This window comes from Streptomyces mangrovisoli, from assembly GCF_000974985.2.
Taxonomy (GTDB): Bacteria; Actinomycetota; Actinomycetes; order Streptomycetales; family Streptomycetaceae; genus Streptomyces; species Streptomyces mangrovisoli.
Genome location: NZ_LAVA02000030.1, coordinates 1 through 23,012 on the forward strand (window position 1 = coordinate 1; position 23,012 = coordinate 23,012).

18 protein-coding genes are annotated in these 23,012 nt (G+C 72.1%); 11 read left to right on the forward strand and 7 right to left on the reverse strand.

Annotation, left to right across the window (positions count from 1 at the left end; all coding sequences use genetic code 11):
- Positions 1-31: 31 nt before the first annotated feature.
- Positions 32-1,372 (reverse strand): DUF2252 domain-containing protein, encoded by a 1,341-nt coding sequence (locus WN71_RS14055; RefSeq protein WP_046582904.1) that lies wholly within the window; start codon positions 1,370-1,372, stop codon positions 32-34.
- Positions 1,369-1,557: a hypothetical protein gene (locus WN71_RS14060; protein WP_046582905.1), complete on the reverse strand. Its 189-nt coding sequence runs from the start codon at positions 1,555-1,557 to the stop codon at positions 1,369-1,371. Before WN71_RS14060 ends, WN71_RS14055 begins: the two co-directional genes overlap by 4 nt.
- 176 nt (positions 1,558-1,733) lie before the next feature.
- Here WN71_RS14060 and WN71_RS14065 point away from each other — a divergent pair, with 176 nt between their 5' ends.
- Positions 1,734-2,942, forward strand: coding sequence for a winged helix DNA-binding domain-containing protein (locus WN71_RS14065; RefSeq protein WP_046582907.1), 1,209 nt, complete (start codon positions 1,734-1,736; stop codon positions 2,940-2,942).
- A gap of 197 nt (positions 2,943-3,139) precedes the next feature.
- Here the strand turns inward: WN71_RS14065 and WN71_RS14070 are convergent, their stop codons facing one another.
- Positions 3,140-3,454, reverse strand: a complete 315-nt coding sequence (locus WN71_RS14070) for a hypothetical protein (RefSeq protein WP_046583117.1) — start codon at positions 3,452-3,454, stop codon at positions 3,140-3,142.
- Positions 3,455-3,674: 220 nt separating this feature from the next.
- Between WN71_RS14070 and WN71_RS14075 the strand changes: the two genes are divergently transcribed.
- The 7 genes from WN71_RS14075 (at position 3,675) to WN71_RS14105 (ending at position 11,430) form a co-directional block, all read left to right on the forward strand.
- Positions 3,675-4,037: an ArsC/Spx/MgsR family protein gene (locus tag WN71_RS14075; protein WP_046582909.1), complete on the forward strand. Its 363-nt coding sequence runs from the start codon at positions 3,675-3,677 to the stop codon at positions 4,035-4,037.
- 209 nt (positions 4,038-4,246) lie between these two features.
- On the forward strand, positions 4,247-4,966 hold the full coding sequence (locus WN71_RS14080; protein WP_046582911.1) for a hypothetical protein: 720 nt from the start codon (positions 4,247-4,249) through the stop codon (positions 4,964-4,966).
- Between the two features lie 456 nt (positions 4,967-5,422).
- On the forward strand, positions 5,423-6,451 hold the full coding sequence (gene glnII, locus WN71_RS14085; protein ID WP_046582914.1) for a glutamine synthetase: 1,029 nt from the start codon (positions 5,423-5,425) through the stop codon (positions 6,449-6,451).
- Positions 6,452-6,839: 388 nt separating this feature from the next.
- Positions 6,840-7,463, forward strand: coding sequence for a winged helix-turn-helix domain-containing protein (locus WN71_RS14090; RefSeq protein WP_046582916.1), 624 nt, complete (start codon positions 6,840-6,842; stop codon positions 7,461-7,463).
- A 282-nt stretch (positions 7,464-7,745) separates the two neighbouring features.
- Positions 7,746-9,038 (forward strand): sensor histidine kinase, encoded by a 1,293-nt coding sequence (locus tag WN71_RS14095; RefSeq protein ID WP_046582918.1) that lies wholly within the window; start codon positions 7,746-7,748, stop codon positions 9,036-9,038.
- Entirely contained in the window at positions 9,023-9,685 is a 663-nt protein-coding gene (locus WN71_RS14100; RefSeq protein ID WP_046582919.1) for a LuxR C-terminal-related transcriptional regulator, read from the forward strand. Before WN71_RS14095 ends, WN71_RS14100 begins: the two co-directional genes overlap by 16 nt.
- A 206-nt stretch (positions 9,686-9,891) precedes the next feature.
- Positions 9,892-11,430: a DUF1996 domain-containing protein gene (locus WN71_RS14105; protein WP_046582922.1), complete on the forward strand. Its 1,539-nt coding sequence runs from the start codon at positions 9,892-9,894 to the stop codon at positions 11,428-11,430.
- A gap of 126 nt (positions 11,431-11,556) precedes the next feature.
- Here the strand turns inward: WN71_RS14105 and WN71_RS14110 are convergent, their stop codons facing one another.
- Positions 11,557-11,961, reverse strand: coding sequence for a hypothetical protein (locus WN71_RS14110; protein WP_206300075.1), 405 nt, complete (start codon positions 11,959-11,961; stop codon positions 11,557-11,559).
- Between the two features lie 104 nt (positions 11,962-12,065).
- On the opposite strand from WN71_RS14110, the gene WN71_RS14115 reads away from it, so the two are divergent.
- The 3 genes from WN71_RS14115 to WN71_RS14125 all read left to right on the forward strand — a co-directional run bounded on the left by WN71_RS14115 (position 12,066) and on the right by WN71_RS14125 (position 15,328).
- On the forward strand, positions 12,066-12,611 hold the full coding sequence (locus tag WN71_RS14115) for a tetratricopeptide repeat protein (RefSeq protein ID WP_046582926.1): 546 nt from the start codon (positions 12,066-12,068) through the stop codon (positions 12,609-12,611).
- A gap of 50 nt (positions 12,612-12,661) precedes the next feature.
- Positions 12,662-14,575, forward strand: a complete 1,914-nt coding sequence (locus tag WN71_RS14120; protein ID WP_046582929.1) for a hypothetical protein — start codon at positions 12,662-12,664, stop codon at positions 14,573-14,575.
- Between the two features lie 63 nt (positions 14,576-14,638).
- Complete coding sequence (locus tag WN71_RS14125; protein WP_107469653.1) at positions 14,639-15,328, forward strand: TetR/AcrR family transcriptional regulator; 690 nt, start codon at positions 14,639-14,641, stop codon at positions 15,326-15,328.
- A 37-nt stretch (positions 15,329-15,365) separates the two neighbouring features.
- Here the strand turns inward: WN71_RS14125 and WN71_RS14130 are convergent, their stop codons facing one another.
- From WN71_RS14130 to pulA, 3 genes are all read right to left on the reverse strand, one after another.
- On the reverse strand, positions 15,366-15,734 hold the full coding sequence (locus WN71_RS14130) for a 5-carboxymethyl-2-hydroxymuconate Delta-isomerase (RefSeq protein ID WP_046582933.1): 369 nt from the start codon (positions 15,732-15,734) through the stop codon (positions 15,366-15,368).
- A gap of 65 nt (positions 15,735-15,799) precedes the next feature.
- Entirely contained in the window at positions 15,800-17,431 is a 1,632-nt protein-coding gene (locus WN71_RS14135) for a fused response regulator/phosphatase (protein ID WP_046582935.1), read from the reverse strand.
- Between the two features lie 70 nt (positions 17,432-17,501).
- Positions 17,502-22,904: a pullulanase-type alpha-1,6-glucosidase gene (pulA, locus tag WN71_RS14140; RefSeq protein ID WP_046582936.1), complete on the reverse strand. Its 5,403-nt coding sequence runs from the start codon at positions 22,902-22,904 to the stop codon at positions 17,502-17,504.
- Between the last annotated feature and the right edge of the window lie 108 nt (positions 22,905-23,012).

Sequence of the window (23,012 nt, forward strand, 5' to 3'; positions counted from 1 at the left end):
GGGCGGGGCGGGGCGGGTGCCTGACCCCGCCTCAGACCCCGGGCTCCGCCGTCACCACTCCCGCGGCGATCGCGGCGCTCAGCGTGGTGTGGTCGGTGGTGGTCTGGTCGGCGTAGTGCGACGCGAAGTCGGTGACGGCCCGTTCGAAGGTGTCCGCGCCGCCGAGGTAGGCGGCGATGGCGATACGGTCCCCGGAGCGGGCGTGGGCCCGGGCCAGCGCGGTGCCGCACAGCCGTGCGTGGGCGAGGAGGTCCTCGGGGTCCATCCCGGCGATGTCCGCGCCGCCCTTCATGTCGCGCAGCTGGCGCCAGTAGAAGGCGCGCCCCTGCGGCCCGTTCAGCCAGCCGAGGAAGATGTCGCCGGTCGCCTGGAGCAGGCGCTGCCCGGCGACCACGCGGTGCCCGTGGTGCACGAACGGCCCGCTCGGCAGATGGTCCTCCAGGACCGAGGTGCGGGCCTCCTTGATCTGGAGGAGCAGCGGGTCGTCGGTGTCCCGCCCGGCGAGCAGCACGATGAAGCAGCGCAGGCCGACGCTGCCGACGCCGACGACCTTGCGGGCGGCGTCCACGAAGCGGTAGCGGTCGAGGAGCAGCCGGCGTTCCTCGGTCAGGGTGGAGCGGTAGTCGCTGAATATCTTGCGCAGGGACGCCATGTCCGGGACGCCGGCGGGTTCGAGGAGCGGCGGGTCGTGGACGATCCTGCGCCGCCCGTCGACGACCTCGGTCAGCTTGCCGAGCGCCTGGAGGCGGGTGCGGCGGCGGACCCGGGTGAGGCTGGATCCGGCGTGTCCGCGGTCGTGGGCGGAGCGCAGCAGGGGCGCGAGGCTCGCGGCGTCGATGCGCTCGTTCCAGACGGCCAGCTCGCCCAGGCCCGCGAGCCGCCGCATGGTCGTGCGGTAGGCGGCGCCGGTCTCCAGCACGGCCCGGCGCACCTTGGCCTCGCCGTGCCCGTTCTCCCGTCCCGCGACGGCGACGGAGGCGGCGAGCCGCTTCACGTCCCACTCGAAGGGCCCGGCGAACGTCTCGTCGAAGTCGTTTAGGTCGAACAGCAGGCCGCGCTCGGGGCAGGCGTAGAGGCCGAAGTTGAGCAGATGGGCGTCGCCGGCGAGCTGGACGGTGAGCCCGGTGTGCGGCCGCGAGGCGAGGTCGGCGGCCATCACCGCGGCCGCGCCGCGCAGGAAGGCGAACGGCGAGGCGACCATCCGTCCGTAGCGGATCGGCAGCAGCTCCGGCAGCCGGTCCCGGCCCTGCCGTTCGAGTACGGCGACGGGGTCGGCCCGGTCGACGGAGGGCAGCCAGTGGGCGTGCGCGGAGCGGGGCACCCGGCTGCGGGCGGCCTTGCCGAGCCGGGCCCGGTCCACGGGCGTGGTCACGGCAGGGCCCGGTGGCCCGCGCGGTCCCGCCGGGCCGTGGCGGTGACACGGTTCTGCCGCACCGTGGTGGCGGCACGGTCCTGCCACGCCCCGGTGGCGGCACGGTCCTGCCACGCCCTGGTGGCGGCACGGTTCTGCCGTGTCGTGGCGCCCGTCCCGTCTCCTGTCGCGTGCACGGGGTCCATCGCGCCCTCCCTCGAACCTCCACCTCCTGGCCTTCTGTTGGCAGTGAAATCGGGTACGGGGGCGTACGCATGTCCAGTACGGCGAACGGGTGACCGTGCGCCGGGCCGGGCGGGGGCGATTGTCAGTGGGGTCCGCGAGGATGCCGGTGTGGACGCTTTCCCGGGAGGAGGCCGGCATGGGTGACGGGCGGCAGCGGCGCGTCGAGGCCGCGGAGCGGCGCCACCGGCTGGTGCTGCGGCACCGGCTCACGCGGGGGTCGCGCGGCGCGACGCCGGAGGAGGTCGCGGACTCCCTGGTGGCGCTGCACGGCACGGACCCGGCGACGGTGTACCTCGCGGTGGGGGCGCGGCTGGCGGACCCGGCCGGGACGGTGGCGGAGACCGAGCGGGCGCTGTACGAGGACGGCACGCTGGTGCGGATGCACGGGATGCGGCACACGGTGTTCGTCTTCCCGGCGGAACTGACGGCGGTGGTGCACGCGTCGACGGGGCGCGCGGTGGCCGCCCGGGAGCGCGCCTCGCTCGTGAAGGACATGGCCAAGGCGGGGGCGCCGGACGCGGTGTGGCTCAAGGAGGTCGAGGAGTCGACCCTGGCCGCGCTGGCCCGGCGGGGGCAGGCCACGGCCGCGGAGCTCACCCGGGACGAGCCGCGGCTGCGCGAGCAGTGGGTGTACGCGCCGGGCAAGAGCTATGAGGGCGTGCACACCCTGTCGTCCCGGCTGCTGCGGGTGCTCGGCGTGGAGGGGAAGGTGGTCCGCGGCCGCCCCCTGGGGTCGTGGACGTCGACCCGGTTCCGCTGGGCGCCCGCCCCGGACCGTCCCGAACTGGACGTCGCCGAGGCCCAGTCGGAGCTGCTGACGCGCTGGCTGCGGGTGTGCGGACCGGCGACGGAGGCCGATCTGACCTGGTGGACGGGGTGGCGGGTGACGGAGGTGCGCCGGGCGCTGACGGCGATCGGGGCGCGCACGGTCACCCTCGACGAGGGCGAGGGGTATGTGACGGCCGACGACACCGAGGCCGCTCCCGCGCCCGGGGCGCCCGCCGCGGCCCTGCTGCCGGGTCTCGACCCGACGGCGATGGGCTGGCAGCAGCGCGACTGGTATCTGGCACCGGAGCTGCGGCCCGCGCTCTTCGACCGCAGCGGCAATGTGGGGCCGACGGTGTGGTGGGACGGGCGCGTGGTGGGGGGCTGGGCGCGGCGCGCGGACGGCGAGATCGTCTGGCGCGTGCTGGACGAGGGGGCGGGCGCCGGACGCGAGGCCGCCGAGGCGATCGCCCGCGAGGCGGAACGGCTCGCCGCCTGGCTGGGCCCGGCCCAGTTCGTCCCCCGCTTCCGCACCCCACTGGAACGAGAGCTGACGGACGGGGGGACGAACGGGGGCTGAGCCGGGGGCTCCGTCAGCGGCCGCCGTCAGGCGTCGGCGCGGCCGCGGGCCGGACTGCGCCGGGCTCCGCCTGCGGCTGAGGTGTACCTGGTCCGGCGCCTGGTGGGGCCTTCGCGGACGGTAATTCGGCGCGTCGGGCCGGTGGAACGGCCGGTGGGGTGCCGGGGTCGCCCGAAGGCGGCGCCCGGCACCGTGGGTCACCGGGAGTACCGCATGAGCGCCCGCACCATGTGGCAGGTGGTGTCGGACGGCGCATGCACCCCGATCCGCTCGGCCGTGCTCCGTATCGTCTCGTTGCGGGCCTGGTTCGGCACGTAGACGCCGGAGTCGAGCAGGGCGATCGCGAGGCGCAGGGCCTTCAGGCGGCGGTTGTGCGAGACGTACCAGTCCCGGGGCCGGCCGGCCGGCAGTGGACGCTTCTCCACCGGCGCGTACGGCAGGTCGAGCAGGACGGGACGCTTGGCGGTCGACTGGGTGGGCAGCGGCTTCGGCTTCAGTGCGGCAGCGGGCACGGGCATCCTCCTGTCGCGGTCGGGGCGCCGTCCGGACGCTCCGGCGACCCCCTCGAACACTGCTTCCAGTGTACTTCCCGCCACTGACAATCCCCAGCCCGATCCGACCCTCAAATCACCTGGTCAGCAAGGAAATTGGGCGTCCGCCACAGACGCCCCAGGAGCAGCCCGACACCGGCCGGAAAAATCGAACAGAGCACGGGGGCGTAGCGTGTGGCGCATGGAGATCTGGATCAACCCCGCCTGCTCGAAGTGCCGCAGCGCGCTCACCCTGCTCGACGCCGAGGGCGCCGACTACACGGTCCGCCGCTACCTGGAGGACGTACCGACCGCGCGGGAGATCGAGGACGTGCTCGCGCGGCTGGGGCTGGAGCCGTGGGACATCACGCGGACGCAGGAGGCGGTCGCGCGGGAGCTGGGGCTGACGGACTGGCCGCGGGACGCCGGCGCGCGCGAGCGGTGGATCGCGGCGCTCGCCGGGCACCCCGAGCTCATCCAGCGGCCCCTCATCACCGCCGAGGACGGCACGGCGGTCGTGGGCCGCAGCGAGGACGCCGTACGCGATGCGCTGTCTCGGGGCTGACGGACGGTCGTACGGCTGACGCACGGCGGCGCGACTGAGGCACGGTCGCGGGGCTGACGGACGGTCGCGGGGCTGCCGCGCCGTCGCGCGGCGAGGGTCATCTCCCTTGTGACATACGTTACTTCAGCGAATCACAGAAACCTCTGAGTAACCACGTTCGGCATTTCGTACCTAGCGACGTACGCTCCCCTACCTCTCAGGAGGCGCGCATGTCGCGCAGGAGAACTCTCAGCGCCAAGAAGAAGATCGGCCTGCTCGTCACCGCGGCAGCGGTGGCGGGAGGCGGCGCCTTCGCGCTGGCGACCACCTCGAACGCCGCTCAGCCGCAGTCCCCGAAGACCCTGTCCGCCTCGGACTCGACGGTCTGCCAGGGCTTCGCCACCGCGCTCGGCAACAACGAGAAGTTCATCGCGGACCAGCGGGCGCACCCGGACGCGCAGTCCGCGGCCCGGATCGCCAACCGCCAGGCGGTCATCGACCAGATCAAACTGACCCAGAAGGCGGCCGGTTGCGTGGTTGGGGAGTCGGCTCAGGGCTCCCAGTCCACCGCACCGGGGCAGGGTGCGACCCAGACCGCCCAGCCCTCCCAGTCCGCCGCGGCGGGCAACTCGGGCACGGGCGGCACGGGGAACACCGGTGGCACGGCGAGCACCGGCGGCACGGGCGGCACCGCGGCCTCCGGCCAGCAGGTCTGCAACGGCTCCACGGTCACGCTCTCCGGTGAGGGCGGGGCGCCCGCGGCGTCCAGCAACCAGTTCCCGGCCGGCACGAAGCTGAAGGTCACCAACCTGGACAACAACAAGTCCACGACGGTGACGGTCACTTCGGTCTCGGGCAGCTGTGTCCTGCTGAACAACGCGGCCTTCGAGCTGGTCCGCGAGCCCGGCAAGTTCCTCATCCGCCACGCGGTGATCGAGAAGGTGGGGTGAGGACCGGCCGACCACGCCCACGGTGAGCCGGCGGCCCGGTCCCGTCCGGGGCCGCCGAGGTACGTGTCACGGTCCTGCCGCTTCCGGCCGGAAGCGGCAGGACCGGCGCGTGCGGGCAGGTACGCCGCCTTGTGCCCGGCGCCCCACGGGCCGGCACAGGAGGAACAGGCGGCGCACCTGTTCAACCTCATCGCATACGAGCCGTCGCACACCCGTACGCCCGGGTCGCGGGCGGCGCCGGCGGGCGGGCCGGTCCGCCCCCGCCGGGCCCGTCCACGGGGACCTCACCGGGTGAGTCGCGCCACACGACGACCCGGTAACACGGGCTTCACAATCGGGCAATGATCGGGAAATGGCCTGTTGACAGGCTGCCGGGCAGCACCGACCGCGGCGCCCCAGTGCCGCAGCGCCGCAGCACCCGCAAGTGCGCCCAGACCCACCCGAAGGATGTGGCCCGTGAGCTTCAAGGCTGAGTACATCTGGATCGACGGCACCGAGCCGACGGCCAAGCTGCGTTCCAAGACGAAGATCCTGGCCGACGACGCCAAGGGCGCGGAACTGCCGATCTGGGGCTTCGACGGGTCCTCCACGAACCAGGCCGAGGGCCACTCCTCGGACCGTGTGCTCAAGCCGGTCTTCTCCTGCCCGGACCCGATCCGCGGCGGCGACGACATCCTCGTGCTGTGCGAGGTGCTGAACATCGACTTCACCCCGCACGAGTCCAACACGCGGGCCGCGCTGACCGAGGTCGCCGAGAAGTTCGCCGCGCAGGAGCCGATCTTCGGCATCGAGCAGGAGTACACCTTCTTCGACGGGTCCCGTCCGCTGGGCTTCCCCGAGGGCGGCTTCCCGGCCCCGCAGGGCGGCTACTACTGCGGTGTCGGCGCCGACGAGATCTTCGGCCGCGACATCGTCGAGGCGCACCTCGACAACTGCCTCAAGGCGGGCCTCGCCATCTCCGGCATCAACGCCGAGGTCATGCCCGGCCAGTGGGAGTTCCAGGTCGGCCCGGTCTCCCCGCTGGAGGTCTCCGACCACCTGTGGGTGGCCCGTTGGCTGCTCTACCGCACCGCCGAGGACTTCGGCATCTCCGCGACCCTCGACCCCAAGCCGGTCAAGGGCGACTGGAACGGCGCCGGCGCGCACACCAACTTCTCCACGAAGGCGATGCGCGAGGGCTACGACGCGATCATCACCGCGTGCGAGTCGCTCGGCGAGGGCTCCAAGCCGCTCGACCACGTCAAGAACTACGGCGCGGGCATCGACGACCGCCTCACCGGCCTGCACGAGACCGCCCCGTGGAACGAGTACTCCTACGGCGTCTCCAACCGCGGCGCCTCGGTGCGCATCCCGTGGCAGGTCGAGAAGGACGGCAAGGGCTACATCGAGGACCGGCGCCCCAACGCCAACGTCGACCCGTACATGGTCACGCGGCTGATCGTCGACACGTGCTGCTCCGCGCTGGAGAAGGCCGGCCAGGTCTGACCGGCAGCTCCGCACGGCCCGTCGAGGGGCGCCCCACCGGCCACGGTGGGGCGCCCCTCGCGCCGTTCGCCGTCCCATGACGTCCGATGACGTCCCAAGCAGTGAGAGAAGGGTCCACCCGAAGGGCCGGGTCTGCTTCAATGGACTCATGGCCAGCCACCGGAAGTGCGTCGCGACGGGTCGCCATGACCTCGAGCCGTTCTGGCCTTCCCGTCAGCACCACGACTTCGACCGGGTGTGTTGCCGCGCGACGAACGCGCGGGCCCTCTAAAGCCGTACACCCCGGCCTTCGGCCAGCGCGACACGACGTACGTCTCTCGGCGAGCCCGACCACGAATCGGCCGTCGTCCTTCCCGGCGAACCTCTCGCGTGAAAGAGCTGACCTCTCATGGCGACCACTCGTTCCCTCTCCACCGCACCTCTCTCCCCCGCCGCTCTCCCCGCCTCGGTCTCGGGCCACCCGGCTCCGGCCGGTCCCCCGGCCCGGCAGCGGCTGCGTGCCGTCGACCGCGACGAGGTGGTGCAGGTCGCGGACTTCCTTCCGCCGGGAGCCACTTGGCTGCCCGCGCCACAGCACACCCTGCCCACGCTGCCCGGCCACCCGCCGATGGTCGGCTACCTGGTGCTCGTGCCGGCCGACCAGCAGCCGCCGTTCCTGCCCGTCGCGGTGTCCGGTCCGCCGGCGCCCGAGCGGGGCGAGGACGCCTTCACCGTCGGCGATCCGCTGGTCCGCATCGACCCGGTGCAGCGCACCGCGCGGATCGACGGCCGTGAACTGGACCTGACCTACCTGGAGTTCGAGCTGCTCACCCATCTGGTGACCAACCCGAACCGGGTGCACACCCGCGATCAGCTGGTCACCACGGTGTGGGGCTACGGGCATGTCGGCGACGGCCGCACGGTCGACGTGCACATCGCCCGGCTACGGCGGAAGCTGGGGCCGCAGTTCCGCGCCGCGATCCAGACGGTCCGGCGGGTCGGCTACAAGTACACCCCACCCACCGCCCGCTGACCTCCGGTCGGGTCCCCCGACGGGGGCGCGGGGGCGCGGGGGCGCCACATCGCGTATTCGGCCGCGGCCCGGCGGGGGGCTGGTCGCGCAGTTCCCCGCGCCCCTCACGGGGCCCGAGGCCCGTGGCGAACACGCCCGGGCCAACACCCCCAGGGGCGCGGGGAACTGCGCAAACAGCCCGTCGGGCCTCGGGCGCAGGCCGTGGTGGTGTAGCTGGTGCCACCCCCGGGGACGGGGCCCCGGCCCCGTGACCGGGGCGGGGGGCTCGGACAGACTGGGCGTATGAGCATCGCAGAGACGGACGGTACGGTCCGGGCACGGGCCGTCGACGCGGTCACCGCCGCGAAACGGGGGCTCACCCTCGCCCTGCTGGGCTACGGCGCGTCCATCGGCCTCTCGGTCCTGGCCTGGCTGTCGATCACCCTGATCCCCCTGGGCATCGGCGCGTTGACCACCCCGCCGGTGATGCGCTGGGTGCGCGCGTACGCGGACCACCGGCGCCGGCTGGCGAAGGAGTGGGCGGGCATCGCGATACCCACCGCCTACGCACCCCCGCCGGCGGCCCTGCGCACCGGCGGCGAGGGCATGGTCGACCGGACCATGGCGCTGGTCCGGGACCCGGCGACCTGGCGGGACCTGCGCTGGCTGTCGGTGGACGTGGTCGCCGGGTCGGCGGTCGCCGTGCTGGCGCCCGGACTGCTCGCCGAGGGCGTCTTCGGCGTGCTGCTGCTCACCGGACTGTGGCAGCCGATCGTGGCCGCCTCCGACGGCTGGTGGTACGGCTTCGTCCCGGTCACCGGCTGGGCCACGGCGGCCGCGGCCGCGCTGCTCGGCTGCGGGTGGCTCGCCCTCGCCCTGCGCTACAACCCGGCGCTGATCCGTACCCACTTCAGGATCGTGAACGCCCAGCTCGCGCCGTCCGCCGAGCAGTTGCTGGCCCGCCGGGTCGAGAAGCTCACCGAGACCCGCCGGGACGCCGTCGACACCTCGGCCGCCGAACTGCGGCGCATCGAACGGGATCTGCACGACGGCGCGCAGGCCCGGCTCGTCGCGATGGGCATGGACCTGAGCACCATCGAGATGCTGCTCGACACCGACCCGGCGAAGGCGCGGGCGCTGCTCGCGCAGGCCCGCCGCAACTCCGTCGACGCCCTCGGCGAGCTGCGCGACCTGGTCCGCGGGATCCATCCGCCGGTGCTGGCCGAGCGCGGACTCGGCGACGCGGTGCGGGCGTTGGCGCTGCGGCTGCCGATCGCCACCGAGGTGACCGTCGAACTGCCCGGCCGGGCGGACGCGCCGGTCGAGTCCGCCGCCTACTTCGCGGTGAGCGAGGTGCTGACCAATGCGGTCAAGCACGCGGACGCGGAGCTGATCCGGGTGGACCTGCACCACGCGGACGGCAGCCTGCGGATCGCGGTGACCGACGACGGCCGCGGCGGGGCCCGCGTCGGCGCCGGATCGGGGCTGGCCGGGGTGGAACGGCGGCTGGGTACATTCGACGGTGTCCTCGCCGTCAGCTCTCCCGCGGGCGGCCCCACCATGGTGACCATGGAGATCCCGTGCGTGTTGTCCTAGCGGAAGACCTCTTCCTGCTGCGTGACGGTCTGGTGCGGCTGCTCGAGGCGTACGGCTTCGAGATCGCCGCGGCGGTGGAGTCCGGCCCCGAGCTGACCGCGGCGCTGGCCGAACTGGAGCCGGACGTCGCGGTGGTGGACGTACGGCTGCCGCCCACGCACACCGACGAGGGGCTCCAGTGCGCGCTGCGGGCCCGCCGGGAGCGGCCGGGGCTGCCGGTGCTGGTGCTCTCGCAGCACGTGGAGCAGCTGTACGCGCGCGAGCTGCTCGCGGACGGCAGCGGCGGGGTCGGCTATCTGCTCAAGGACCGGGTCTTCGACGCGGACCAGTTCGTGGACGCCGTACGGCGGGTCGCGGCCGGCGGTACGGCGATGGACCCGCAGGTGATCCAGCAGCTGCTGGCCCGGCGCGAGGCGGCCGAACCGCTCGCCGGGCTCACCCCGCGCGAGCGGGAGGTGCTGGAACTCATGGCGCAGGGGCGGTCGAACGCGGCGATCGCCGGGCAGCTCGTGGTGACGGAGCGGGCGATCGCGAAACACACCTCCAACATTTTCAGCAAACTGGGCCTGGAGGTGTCGGACGACGACAATCGGCGCGTGCTGGCGGTTCTGGCACATCTGGACCAGGGCGGACGGCGGGCACGCTGAGGGTTCGCCGTCGAGCTGCCGTGAACCGGCCGTAGATCACGACAACTCGACCTGCGGAAAAGCAAGTTGAAACCCTCTGCCGGGATCCGGTGCACATATTTTTGTGAATCAGCTGAACGCCTCCGGTGTCCCTCGCGTATCTGAGGACGCCGCTTCACTCCTGTCGGGCGCCTCGAGCTGCCCCGCAAGGAAGTCAGAGGAGTTCCATGGGACGCAACACACGCAAACGCCGTACGCCACTGGCCAACAAGGCCATTGCCGCATCGGCGGCCCTAGCGCTCGGCGGGGGCGGGCTGATCTGGGCAAACTTCTACGCCTCGGCTCACGAGTCGAACCAGGCGGGGCAGAACTACACGAAGGCCGCCACCGCGTCGGCCGCGACGATCTCGTGCCCGGACGTCGGCCAGAAGCTGACGAACGTGCCGCAGAGGGCCCGGCAGGGGGTGGCGACCGAGCTGGCCAACCTCGACAAGCAGATCACCGAGGCCTACGCCCGCCTCGCCTCCACGCGCCAGGCCCAGACGAACGACGCGAACTTCGTCCAGAACGCGATCATCGGACCCCTGAAGGAGAAGCGGGCCGCGACGATCGACCGTATCCGGATCGACATCCAGCGGGTCGGCGGCACGTTCGACAGCAGCCTGAGCCAGCTGGCGGCCTGCACCACGATGACGGCCAGCCAGACGAACGCGGGCGGCAACGGCGGGCAGAACAACGGCGGCCAGAACAACGGGCAGAACGGCAACACGGCGAGCCCGAGCGCCGCGGCCAGCGCCAGCGCGAGCGCCGGTTCCGGCCAGGCGACGAACATCGGCGGCCAGGCGGGCAACGGCCCGGTCGCGGCCGACTTCGTGGACATCACGAAGGTGGCGCCGAACGTCCTCGCCAAGCCGCAGAAGCAGTCGACCGCCTCGACGGGCAGCTTCACCACCCGCTGCGGTGTGAACGCGAACAAGAACCACAACACCGACAACGTGATCGTGGCGCCCGGCGTGACCAACGGCGCACACCACCTGCACGACTACGTCGGCAACCAGAAGGTCAACGCGTTCTCCAGCAACGACACGTTCCTGCAGGGCGGCACCAGCTGCCAGAACAAGAGCGACCTGTCGTCGTACTACTGGCCGGTGGTCCGGGTCCAGGACGGCACCCAGGACTTCGACCAGAACAGCGACGGCGGTGGCAAGGAAGGCAACGTCGGCAAGATCCTTACCCCGGTCTCCGCCCAGATCAAGTACGTGGGCAGCCCGGCGTCCAAGGTCGTCGCGATGCCGCAGTTCCTGCGCATCATCACCGGTGACGCCAAGACCACCACCAACGGTCTGGCGAACGCCAACGCGCACTGGAGCTGCACCGGCTTCGAGAACAAGGTGCAGCTGACGTCGCAGTACCCGATCTGCCCGCAGGGCAGCAACGTGGTCCGCACGTTCGCCTTCCAGAGCTGCTGGGACAGCCAGAACACCGACAGCGCCAACCACCGCACGCACGTGGCCTTCGCCGATCCCGCGAGCGGGGTCTGCGGCAACGGCTTCAAGGCGATCCCGCAGCTGACGATGCGCCTGGTGTACAAGGTCACCCCGCCCACCATCCAGAACGGTGTGGTCAAGAACGCCTACGCCGTGGACGGTTTCCCGGACCAGCTGCACAAGCCGGCCACCGACCACGACGACTTCATCAGCGTCACCACGAACAACCTGGCGGCGAAGATCGCCAACTGTGTCAACAGCGGTCGCAAGTGCAGTTGAGCGCATGACTCACTGACTCCGGCGACAGGCCGATGAGCCGGCGAAGGCCGGTGGCGGGTCCCCCCTCCCGCCACCGGCCTTCGTCGTGTCCGCCCCGCCGGCCGCCCGCGCCGCCCGCGGGCGCGGTCAGCCGGTGTGCTTCGAGTGGTCGACGCCGATCTCCACGTCGCCGCCGAGCGTGCCGCGCAACGTCTTGACCAGGCCGTCGGAGCCCACGGCCACCCACTTGCGGCCGACCAGGTAGTAACCGCCGTAGTCCTTCGCGTCGTTGATCCACTCGCGCTGGCCGCGGTCGGTGGCGAAGGTGGCGAGGATGAACTTGCCCGCGCCGGTCTTGCAGATCGCCTGGCGGATCTCGTCGGCGTCGGTCTGGATGTCCGGCTTGCACTTCACCTGGGCGGCGAGGCTCTCCAGACTGCCCGTGGCCGTCACCGGCACGGACTGCGCCTTGTCGCCGCCGGAGCCGCAGCCCGCCAGGGCGAGGGCGGCCACGGCGCCCGTGACGGCGAGCATCGGTCGCGTCAACCTCATCAACTTCCTCCGGTCCGGGTGGGCACGAACATGCCACAGGGAGCCCCCGGCGGGGAGCCCCGCCCTTCGATACGGACCGAGCGCGCATTGCGCTCAAAACGCGGATGTCCCGGCCTGCACATCTGTGCGAGAGTGAGCCGGTGGACAAGGACTGGGAAGACCGCGTGGCCGCCGCCTGGGACACCTTCGACGACTACCCCGAGGAGCGGGCCGCGGAGTTCCGCGCCGTGATCGACGCGCTCGCCTCCGAGCAGCCCGCGGGCAGCCCGCTGGGCCTGTTCGAGCGGGCCTGCGCATGGGACTCGACAGGGCACTCCGACCGGGCGGTGCCGCTGTACGAGGAGGCGCTCGCGCTCGGGCTCGGCGAGGTCAGCGGCTACAAGGGGCGCCGGGCCAAGATCCAGCTGTCCAGCTCGCTGCGCAACATCGGCCGCGCGGAAGACGGCGTGAAGCTGCTCACCCCCGAACTGGACGCCCCCTCGGACGAGTTGGACGACGCGGTGCGGGGCTGCCTGGCGCTGTGCCTGTCCAGCCTCGGCCGCGACCGCGAGGGCCTGTCGCTGGTGCTCGGCGCCCTCGCCCCCCATCTGCCGCGCTACCAGCGGTCGATGGCCAACTACGCGCGGGCGCTGGTCGATCCGGACACATGAGCGGAACCGGCGGCGGGTGACCAACCGGCGGCCGGATCGTTCTGCAGGACGTGCAGTCACAGGATGTCGCCCCGCGCCACGCAGCCACCTCCGACCCGGCCGTCGACGTACGGCAGGCCGAGGCGGCGCTCGTCGAGCACTACCCGAGGCTGGTCCGGCTCGCCTATCTGATGCTGCCGCCGGGCCCCGGCCGCGGCCGGCGGGTCCTGACCGCGCACGCCCTCGTCCAGCGCGCCCTGCCGCGCGGACGCAAGCCCGGCGCCGTGATCCCGGCCCAGTCCACGGCCCGCGACGGCGGCCCGGGGTACGCCTGGGTCCGCGAGCAGGTGGTGCGCTCCGCCCTGGAGGCGGGCGGCCCGCCGCGCCGCCCGTTCCCCCGCCGCTCCCAGCTGCCGCCGCTGCTGCCGCACGTCTGGGGTCTGAGGCTGTTCCCGCGCTCCGGCGGCGCCGACGAACTCGCCCTGGACCAGCGGCTGTCCGCGCTGTCCGGCCCGGCCCGCGCCGCCTATGTGCTGCGCGGCCTGGAGCGGCTGCCCGACGGCGACGTGCGCAAGGTGCTCGCGGCGGCGGGCGTCGACGACCCGGGCGCCGCGCTGGCCGGGGCGGACGAGGTGCCCGGCGACCCGGCGCTGCTGCTCTCCCCCGAGTTCGACCCCTGCTCGCTCCAGGCCCGGCCCACCGACCTGATGCGGCGCCGCCAGCACACCAAGGCCGTCCTGGCCGCGGCCGCGGCCCTCGCGGTGTGCGGGGCGCTGGTGGCGCTGCCCGGCGACGGCTGGGGCCCGGACGGGGCCGCCGCGCCGTCGTACGCGCAGAACCCGGCCGCCGAGGCCGCGCTCGACCCGGGCAACCTGCTCCGGGTCTCCCCCACCGCCTGGGAGTCCTCGGCCCGCACCGACTTCTCCGTGTGGCCCGCGCGCGGCGGTCTCACCGGCGACAGCGCCCTGCTGCGCCGCGCACTCGCCGTGTGGGCGCGCCCCGGCGAGCGGGTCCGGGTCTCGGCCACCCCCGGCACGCCCTCGGGCGGTCCGTCCGGACCGCCTCAACTGCTGTACGCGGGCACGGTCGACAACGCCCGCGTGGTGATCCTCTACGACGGCCTGCGCATCGCCCGCTACGCCGAGCCCAAGGACGGCACCGCGGGCGCGGCGCTGGACTTCGCCCGGGTCGACGGCGCGTCGGCCGCCGAGGCGGGCGCGGTGGTGCTGGGCCGCGCCGACGGCAACGTCCGCTATCTGACCGCCCCCTGGGTGACGAAGGCCGCCGAGCGCGACCTGCTGAAGCCGGACGCGGGCGCCATGGACCTGGACCTGGCGCACGGGATCACCGCGCCGATGGCCGCCCCGACGGGCACGACCGGGTCCTGCACCTCGTACAACGTGCTCCAGCTCACCGACGCGCACGGCACGCGACTCCTCGGCGACCTCGGCGAACTCGTGCCCGCCCGGCTCACCGTGGGCCGCCCCGGCGCCGTCAAGGACGCCTCCGGCGCGGCGGGGCTGCGCGCCTGGGCGCCGTACGCCTGCTCGCTCGACGGGCTGCGGGCGCAGGGCGTGCGCACGGTGAACACCTGGGCGTACGCCACCCAGTCGCTGCCCGACGAGGGCGGCGAGGGCGACTGGGTGTGCACCCGCGCGGAGACCTGGCGCGGCGGTGGCACCCGGGCCCTGGCCCAGTTCCGCACCCCGGGCGGCGCCTCGGGCGCGACCGTCGCGAAGTCGGAGAACGGCCCGGACTGCGGCCCGCGCGAGCCCCATGTGCTCGCCGGGGTGCTGTGGAAGTCCCGTACCGGCAGCTGGTATCTGCTCGCGGCGGGCAGCCGGGGCACCGCGTCGATCACCACGACGGGCGGGATGCACGCGAGCGCGCAGGGCAATGTGCTGGCCGTGAAGGCCCAGCAGGGCGTGCAGGCGAGCCTGAAGGGCACGCTGGAGGACGGATCGGCGGTCGAGGGCCTGCACTGAGCGGTGAACGCCCAGCCGTGGTCCGGCCCCTGGGCGGCCGGATCCGATCGGTAAGGTGTTCGCATGACTACCGGGGTTCGCCGCAGAATGGGAGTGGAGGAGCGACGGCAGCAGTTGATCGGCGTCGCCCTCGAACTGTTCAGCCGCCGCTCGCCCGACGAGGTCTCCATCGACGAGATAGCGTCGGCCGCGGGCATCTCGCGACCGCTGGTCTACCACTACTTCCCGGGCAAACTCAGCCTGTACGAGGCCGCGTTGAAGCGGGCCTCGGACGATCTGGCGGCCCGTTTCGTGGAGCCGCCCACGGGACCGCTCGGCGCCCGGCTGCTGCGGGTGATGCGCCGGTTCTTCGACTTCGTCGACGAGCACGGGCCCGGTTTCTCGGCGTTGATGCGTGGCGGCCCGGCCGTCGGCTCGACGACCACCAACGCCCTGATCGACTCCGTACGGCAGGCCGCGTACGAGCAGATCCTGTCGCACCTGGAGGTCGCTGATCCCCCGGTGCGGCTGGAACTGGTCGTCCGGTCCTGGATCTCGCTCGCCGAGTCGACCGCGCTGATCTGGCTGGACGGGCGGCGCATCCCGCGCGAGGAGCTGGAGGCGCAGCTGGTGCACGACTTCGCGGCGCTGGCCGCCGTCAGCGCCGCGCACGACGAGGAGATGAGCGAGATCCTGCGCGCCATGCTCCGCTACGAGGACCCCGAGGGGCCGTTCGGCCAGCTGGTGACGCGGCTGCTCGCGCTGGCGACCTAGGTCCTGTCGTCCTGGCCCCCGGCCGGCCCCCGGTCGCCTACAGCTCGCCCTCGAACTTCCGGTAGGAGGCGTCGAGATCGCGCACCTCGGCGGAGGCGTGGACCACCGCGCCGTCGCCCTTCAGGTGCTTCTTCAGCAGCTCCAGCGCCGTCTCGGTGAGCCGCGCCTTGGTGTCGTCGGTACGGCCGGCCAGCAGCCCGATGGTGACGTGCACGACGGCGTGCCGCCGCTCCTTCGGGTCCTCGTAGCCGTAGGCGGTGAGGTCGGCGGGGCGGAACTGGGTCTTGCACGCCTCGGGACGGGCGGCGGCGATCTCCACCGTGGCCGCGTGCAGGTCCCGCGCGAAGCCCTCCCGGTCGAAGCCGGCGGTGACGCTGTGCGAGTGGTCGACGGTGATCTGCGGCATGGGGCACTCCTGTTCCGGGGTCTGGCCCACCCTAACCGCCCGGCCGGTCGTCGCCGGGCGGGTGCTCACCTCAGCCGCAGGGCCAGCATCGCGATGTCGTCCCCCCGGTCCTGGCCGAAGGTGTCGAGGAGCGTGTCGCACAGGGCGTCCAGGCCGGGCAGCGAGCCGGTCGCGGCGGCCCGCAGCTGTTCCATGGAGGCCGCGAGATCGGTGCCGCGGGTCTCGATCAGCCCGTCGGTGACCATGAGGAGCCGGTCGCCGTGCGCGAGGCGCACCTCGGTGGGCGCCGGATGGGGCAGTCCGACGCCGAGCAGCGGCCCCGCCGCCGGGACGTAGTCGGTGTCGCCGTCCGCGCGCAGCAGCAGCGGCGGGAGGTGGCCCGCGTTGGCGATCCGGGCGCGCCCGTCGGCCGGGTCGATCAGGGCGAGGCAGACGGTCGCGGTGACCTCGGGGTGGTAGTGGCGCAGCATCCGGTCCAGGCGTTCGGCGAGGACGGCCGGGTCGCTGTCCTCGATGCAGTAGGCGCGCAGCGCGTGCCGGATCTCGACCATGACGGTGGCCGCCTCCAGCGAGTGCCCGACGACGTCGCCGACGGCGCTCAGCACGCCGTCGGCGGTGCGCAGGACGGCGTAGAAGTCGCCGCCGATCTCGGTGTCCCGGGAGGCGGGCACGTAGCGGACCGCGACGTCGACGCCGGGCACCTCGGGGAGTCGGTGCGGCCGGGGCAGGAAGCTGTGCTGGAGGGTGAGCGCGACATGCCGTTCGACCTGGTACATCAGCAGCGGTTCGGCGGCCAGCGCGGTGGACTGGGCCAGCCGGGCGAGCAGGGTCTCGCCCTCGGGGCCGAGCCGGCGCATCCCGCGGGCGGGCGCCGCGAGGCAGACCGGGGCCCGCCCGTCCTGGGTGAGCGCCAGCGCGAGCCGCGCGTCGTGCCGGACGCCGGGGCGGAAGTAGCCGGCGGGCCACAGCGGGGCGGGCACGGTGGTGAGCTGCACCCCGGACTGGCCGCGGGCCAGCCGCCGCAGCAGGGTGGCCACGGCGCGGTGGGCGTCCTCGTCGGGCAGCGCGACGGGGACGCGGTCGCGGGACAGGCCCCGGCACAGCCGGTCCTCCTGGTCGAGGACGAACACGGCGACGGGGGTGCCGGTGAGGGCGGCCGCGCCGTCGGCGGCCGCGTCGGCGAGTTCCTGGAGGGAGCGGGCCGACTGGATGGAGACGGTGGTCTCGGCGAGCCGGGTGAGCCGCCGCACCAGGGCGCGGTCGTCGGCGCGCAGCCGTGCGTTGCGGACCGCGGCGCGCACCACGGCCTCGATCTCCAGCGGTTCGGCCGGCATCTTCAGATAGGCCTCGGAGCCGATGTCGAGGCCCTGGCAGTGGTCGGCCGGGGGTACGTCGGCCGCGGAGAAGTGCACGACGGGCAGCCGTGCGCTGAAGGGGCGTTCCTTGAACCGGCGGCACAGTTCGAAGCCGCTCATGTCGGGCAGCCCCACGTCGACGAGGGCCACGTCGGGCAGGGTGCCCTTGAGGCGCCGTATGTCGAGCTCGGCGAGTGCCTCGCCGCCGCTGGCGACGGGCACGACGCGGTGGCCGGCCCGCTTGAGCACGGTGCCCATGGCGTAGCGCCCGGCCTCCGCGTCGTCCACGACCAGCACGGTCATTCCGGTGAGTTCGTCCGTCAGGCTGCCGTCGGCGTTCATTCCCGGACCTCGCACAACAGCGGTGGGGCAGACCGGGATTCCGGCCTGCCCCACCACGGTAATGCCCTTGTCAGTGGGTGCGGGAGAACACCGCCACGGTCCGACCCGGAACGGTGAACGTCCCGGACGCGGCCTTGTAGGACGAGGACTTCACGACGGAGTCCGATCCGAGCGCCTGAACCGGGTGCAGGTGGTAGCCCGTTCCGGCGAGCGAGGAGATCGTCTGCGTCTGCGCCTTGGGGGTGGCGTTGAAGACGACGACCAGGTCACCGAGTTGCATGGTGATGACTCCGGCGGTCTCGTCCTTGCCCGACAGCGGGAAGGACAGCTTCGACTGCACCTGGGCGGTGGTGTCCAGGGAGAACGCCTTCTCCGAGGTGCGGATCTTCAGCAGGTCCTGGTACGCGGCGGACGTGCCGTCGATCTGCTTGCAGCCGACCTTCACCGAGGTGAGCAGCGGTTGGGCGTAGCTCCACTTGGACTGGTTGTCGGCGGCCGTGGGCAGGCCGCGGCCGAAGCCGTTGCCGTCGGTGCAGTCCCAGTGGATGGCGTTGAACCAGTCGCCGCTGTCGAAGGAGTTGCGGTCGAGGGACTTCGAGCGCAGCAGGTCGGTGCCGGCCTGGGAGAGGGAGGGGCCCTGCGAGAGGGCCGCGGTGGCCATCGCGAGAACCTGCATCCGGGCCCGGTCGGCGGCCGAGGTGTCCTTCGGCAGCTTGTAGGTGAGGGCGTCGAACAGCGACTCGTTGTCGTGGGCGTCGACGTAGGCGAGGGCGTCGCCGGGTGCGTCGGCGTAGCCGGCGGCCTGCCCGTTGTAGTCGATCTCGGCTCCGGTGACGTCCTTTCCGTCGCTGTCGGTGAAGTGGTACTTGGCGAGGTTGCCGGTCAGGCCGACCTTGATCAGGTCCTGGTCGTGCAGCAGCTGCGCCTTCTGCTGTGCGGTGGTGCCGTTGGCGGTCGAGGAGTTGGGGTCCGTGTAGAGGCCGGAGGCGAAGCCCTGGACGCCGGGGTCGGAGTCGAAGGGGCTGCCGCCGCGGACCGCGTCGCGGGCCCGGTCGGAGAAGGTGGCGATGCCGGTGCCGGCCATGTTCTTCTGGGTGGCCTGCACGAAGCGGGCGTCGTCGGCGACCTCGCCGAAGTTCCAGCCCTCGCCGTAGAGGATGATCTTCTTTCCGTCGACCCCGTCCTTGGCGAGGGTCAGCTGGTCGAGGGCCTTGCGCACCGCGAGGATGTTGGCCTTGGGGTGGTGGCCCATGAGGTCGAAGCGGAAGCCGTCGACCTTGTACTCCTTCGCCCAGGTGACGATGGAGTCGACGACGAGCTTGCCCATCATGGCGTTCTCGGGGGCGGTGTTGGCGCAGCAGGTGCTGTTGGCGACGCTGCCGTCGGCGAGGAGCCGCTGGTAGTAGCCGGGCACGATCTGGTCGAGGACGCTGGTGTCCGCCTCGCCGCTGGCCGAGGTGTGGTTGTAGACAACGTCCATGACCACGCGCAGGCCGTCCTCGTTGAGGGACTTGACCATGGAGCGGAACTGCGTGGTGCGGGCGGTGCCGTTCGGGTCGGTGGCGTAGGAGCCCTCGGGGACGGTGTAGTGCAGGGGGTCGTAGCCCCAGTTGTAGGCGTCGGTCGCGGCGGTCTTCGACACGCAGGCCTGCTGCTGTTCGGAGTCGGCCGCGTAGGACGCGAGGTCGCAGTCGGGGGTCGACTGCTCGGACTTCTTCTCCGGCACGGTCGCGAAGTCGAACGTCGGCAGCAGGTGCACGTACGACGTACCGGACTTGGCGAGTTGCTGGAGGTGCTTGGAGCCGTCGCTGGTCTTGTCGGTGAAGGCCAGGTAGGTGCCGCGGTCCTTGGCCGGGACGGTGGTGTCGGCCACCGAGTAGTCCCGGACGTGCAGTTCCTGGATCTGGGCGTCCTTCATGGGGACGGCCTTGGGCTTGGTGTAGGTCGACCAGCCCGTCGGCGCCAGGGACTTGTCGTTCAGGTCGACGACGAGGCTCTGCTTGGAGTCGGCGGTCAGGGCGACCGAGTAGGGGTCGGTGACCGTGTTGGTGACGATCTTGCGGACGCTGGGCGCCCACACCTTCACCACGTACCGGTACGGCTTGTTCTTCCAGGACGCCGGCCCGGTGACCGACCAGACCCCGGTCTTCGCGTCACGGTGCATGGCGACCTTGGTGCCGTCGAGGTCGAGGGCGACGCTCTGCGCGGTGGGCGCCCACACGGACAGGGTGGGCTTGCCCTGGTGGAAGGTCGGGCCGAGGTCCGCCTTCGTGGCGTCGTACAGGTCGTCGAGGACGCCCTGGGTCTGGACGCCGGTGGCGGCCAGTACGGCGCCGTTCACCGCGCGCTGGCTGGCGACGATCTGCCCGCCGAGCGCCTCCTTGACCCGGTCGCGGTCGCGCGGGTCGACGGACCAGGCCGTGTAGTCCTTCAGATAGGGGAACTTGGCCTTCTGTGCGTCGGTGAGGGTGGTCTTCTCCAGCCGGAGCCAGCGCTCGTCGTCGCTGGTCAGGGTCCCGTCCTTGGCGGCGATGGAGCCGTCGTGGGAGTAGACGAGCTGGGTGGAGGCGGCGGCGTCGGAGCCGTTCCAGGCGACCGTGTTCCGGTCGATCCACACGGCCTTGGAGGTGGTCAGGTCGAGCGCGGCCGCGCTGCCCGCGGGCTGCGGGAGCAGGTACTTCTCCTGGCCGTCGAGGAGCCACACCTCGTTGCCGTTCGACTTCAGGTCGAGCGACTGGTCGGCGGGCAGGTCCTTGGTGTCTCCCTTGTGGATGATGTAGCTGAGGCTGGTGGCGCCGTCGGCGAGGGGCACCTCGAAGACCGCGCCGTAGGAGTCGATCTTCGTGGGCTTCAGCGGGCTCGACCAGTCCGTCGGGTTCGCGGCGCCGGTCCAGTCGTGCAGGCCCCAGCCGTCGTAGTCCCCGTCGGCCCGGTGGTAGTGGATGATCGCCTTGGTCGTGTCCTGGGCCGGGTAGTCGGGCCGCTCGGTGACGACGTCGGCCTTGCCCTGCTCCAGCCAGACCTCGCCGGTCTGGGTGACGTCGATGGTGCGGTCGGCGGCGACGTCCTTGTTGCCGTCCTTGTCGATGACCAGGAACCCGACGCTGGAGGCGCCCGGCTTCAGCTTGACGTAGGCGAAGGCGCCGTAGGCGTCGCGGCCGGTGAAGGGGTGGCTGGCGGGCCAGGTGGTGGACTCGCCGTCGGCGATGTCGCCCCAGGCGTACACGCCCCAGTTGTCGTAGTCGCCGTCGGTGCGCTTGTAGTGGACGACCACGTAGTCGCGCGAGGAGGCGGTGGGGGTCTCCTCGGCGGGCGGGGTGCCCGAGGTGCTGCTCGCCAGGGCGCTCGCGGTGCGGCCCGACCGGTCGACGACGACGGCCTTGTACCGCAGGGTCGTTCCGGCCGGTACGTCCTTGTCCAGGGTCTGGGTGACCTTGTACGGCGCGTGGTCGGCGGAGCCGAGGACCTGCCACTTGCCGTCGCCGACCTGGGCGGCGAAGACGACGCGGTCGAGCTGACCGCCGCCGCCGGGGGTCGCGGAGATCTCGACGGTGCCGGTCGCGCCGGCGTCGGGGGCCTGGAGGGTGATCGTCGGCTGGCCGGAGGGCTTGGCGAGGCTGCCGGCCGCCTTGAACACGACGGCGGAGCCCGCCGGGACGGTCACGGAGATCTTCTTGTCGGCGCCGGTGCTCGCGGTGGCGTCCGTGCCGTAGATACCGCGGTAGCTCATGTCCGCGGAGCCGGTGGCGAACTCGGCGGTCTTCGCGGTGTCGGCGTTGTTGAAGGCGACGACGTACTCGGCGCCGGTCTTCGCGTCGGTGCGGGTGAAGGCGTAGACGCCGGAGCCGTCGGCCGCGTAGCGCTCGGTCTGGACGCCGTCGGTCAGCGCCGGGTTGTCCTTGCGCAGCTTCGAGAGAGCGGCGATCTGCTCGTAGAGCGGCGCGCTCGTGTCGTAGGCGTCGGAGGCGGCGGTGCGGTCGGTGCCGATCTCGTCGTCGTCGAGGTAGTCGGCGACCTTGGACGCGAACATCGTCTGGCGGGCGTCCTTGTCGCCGCCGGAGCCGGTGAAGCCCTGCTCGTCGCCGTAGTAGACGACCGGGTTGCCACGGCTGAGGAACATCACCTCGTTGGCGAGTTCGTCCTTCTTCAGCAGCTCGGCGTCCGTGGCCTTCGGGTTGTCCTGCTTCAGGAAGTACCCGATGCGGCCCATGTCGTGGTTGCCGAGGAAGGTGACCTCCTCGTAGGCGTTGGCCTTGTCGGTCGTGTACTTGTAGTCGTCGCCGAAGACGCTCGACAGCTTCTGGGCGCTGCCGCCCTGGGAGGCGTAGGTGCGGGCCGCGTCCTGGAAGGGGAAGTCGAGGGTCGCGTCGAGCCGGCCCTGGGTGACGTAGGGCGAGGTGACCGAGGTGTCCGCGGAGTACGTCTCGCCGAACATGAAGAAGTTCTTGCGGCCGTGCTGGGCGGCGTAGTTGTCGAGGGCGGTCGCCCACTGGGTCCAGAAGTCCATGTCGACGTTCTTCACGGTGTCGATCCGGAAGCCGTCGATGTCGTAGTCCTTGACCCAGCGCTCGTAGATCTTCTCCATGCCCTGGACGACCTCGGGACGCTCGGTCCACAGGTCGTCGAGGCCGGAGAAGTCACCGTAGGTCGCCGACTCGCCCGCGTAGGTGGAGTCGCCCCGGTTGTGGTACATCGTCGGGTCGTTGAGCCAGGAGGGGACCTTCTCCTCGCTGGTGGTGACCGGCGTGTTCGGCGCGGAGTCCTTGTCGACGGCCGGGAACTTCTTGCTGCCGTCGGCGTAGTCGGCGTCGTCGAAGGGCTGCCCGTCCTTGGTCAGGTACGGGAAGGCGCCCTTGGAGAGGTAGTCGTAGGACTTGCCCTCGTAGTCGACGACGTCGGCGGTGTGGTTGGTGATGACGTCGAAGAACACCTTCATGCCCTTGGCGTGCGCCTTGGAGATGAGGGTGGCGAGGTCCTTGTTGGTGCCGAAGTGCGGGTCGACCTGGGTGAAGTCGGTGATCCAGTAACCGTGGTAGCCCGCCGAGGCGTTGCTCCCGGTGCCCTGCACCGCCTTGTTCTTGAAGATGGGCGCCATCCAGATCGCGGTGGTGCCCAGGCCCTTGATGTAGTCGAGCCGCTTCGTCAGGCCCTTGAGGTCGCCGCCCTGGTAGAAGCCCTTGTCGGTCGGATCGTATCCGGTGCTGGTGCGCGAACCGGTCAGTCCGCCCTTGTCGTTGGAGCTGTCGCCGTTGGCGAAGCGGTCCGGCATCACGAAGTAGAACTGCTCGCGGGTGTCGTCGTGCCGGGCGGGCTCGGCGGCGAGCTTCGCGTCGGACGGCGGCGCGGGAGGAGCCGCGGCGTGTGCGGCGACAGGCTGCACGAACGCGGCGGCGAGGGCGGCGACGGCCACGGCCGCGACCCTTCTGCGATGCGGGGTGCGGCGCCCCCAGGACGCCAACCATCTCGGTATCACGGGCGTGAACTCCTAGCGATTACGGCTCTCTTGGGTCCGACCCACGCGCCGCGGCACGGCTTCTCTGCCGGGCGCCCGCGTGACCGTATCGCTAACGAAAGGTTTACA

Coding starts and splice junctions, on each gene's coding strand:
- WN71_RS14080 (WP_046582911.1), top strand. CDS start 4,247: ATGTCGCGCAGGAGAACTCTCAGCGCCAAGAAGAAGATCGGCCTGCTC.
- WN71_RS14105 (WP_046582922.1), top strand. CDS start 9,892: ATGGGACGCAACACACGCAAACGCCGTACGCCACTGGCCAACAAGGCC.
- WN71_RS14125 (WP_107469653.1), top strand. CDS start 14,639: ATGACTACCGGGGTTCGCCGCAGAATGGGAGTGGAGGAGCGACGGCAG.
- WN71_RS14065 (WP_046582907.1), top strand. CDS start 1,734: ATGGGTGACGGGCGGCAGCGGCGCGTCGAGGCCGCGGAGCGGCGCCAC.
- WN71_RS14090 (WP_046582916.1), top strand. CDS start 6,840: ATGGCGACCACTCGTTCCCTCTCCACCGCACCTCTCTCCCCCGCCGCT.
- WN71_RS14115 (WP_046582926.1), top strand. CDS start 12,066: ATGTCCCGGCCTGCACATCTGTGCGAGAGTGAGCCGGTGGACAAGGAC.
- WN71_RS14095 (WP_046582918.1), top strand. CDS start 7,746: ATGAGCATCGCAGAGACGGACGGTACGGTCCGGGCACGGGCCGTCGAC.
- WN71_RS14110 (WP_206300075.1), bottom strand. CDS start 11,961: ATGAGGTTGACGCGACCGATGCTCGCCGTCACGGGCGCCGTGGCCGCC.
- WN71_RS14075 (WP_046582909.1), top strand. CDS start 3,675: ATGGAGATCTGGATCAACCCCGCCTGCTCGAAGTGCCGCAGCGCGCTC.
- WN71_RS14135 (WP_046582935.1), bottom strand. CDS start 17,431: ATGAACGCCGACGGCAGCCTGACGGACGAACTCACCGGAATGACCGTG.
- WN71_RS14130 (WP_046582933.1), bottom strand. CDS start 15,734: ATGCCGCAGATCACCGTCGACCACTCGCACAGCGTCACCGCCGGCTTC.
- WN71_RS14060 (WP_046582905.1), bottom strand. CDS start 1,557: ATGGACCCCGTGCACGCGACAGGAGACGGGACGGGCGCCACGACACGG.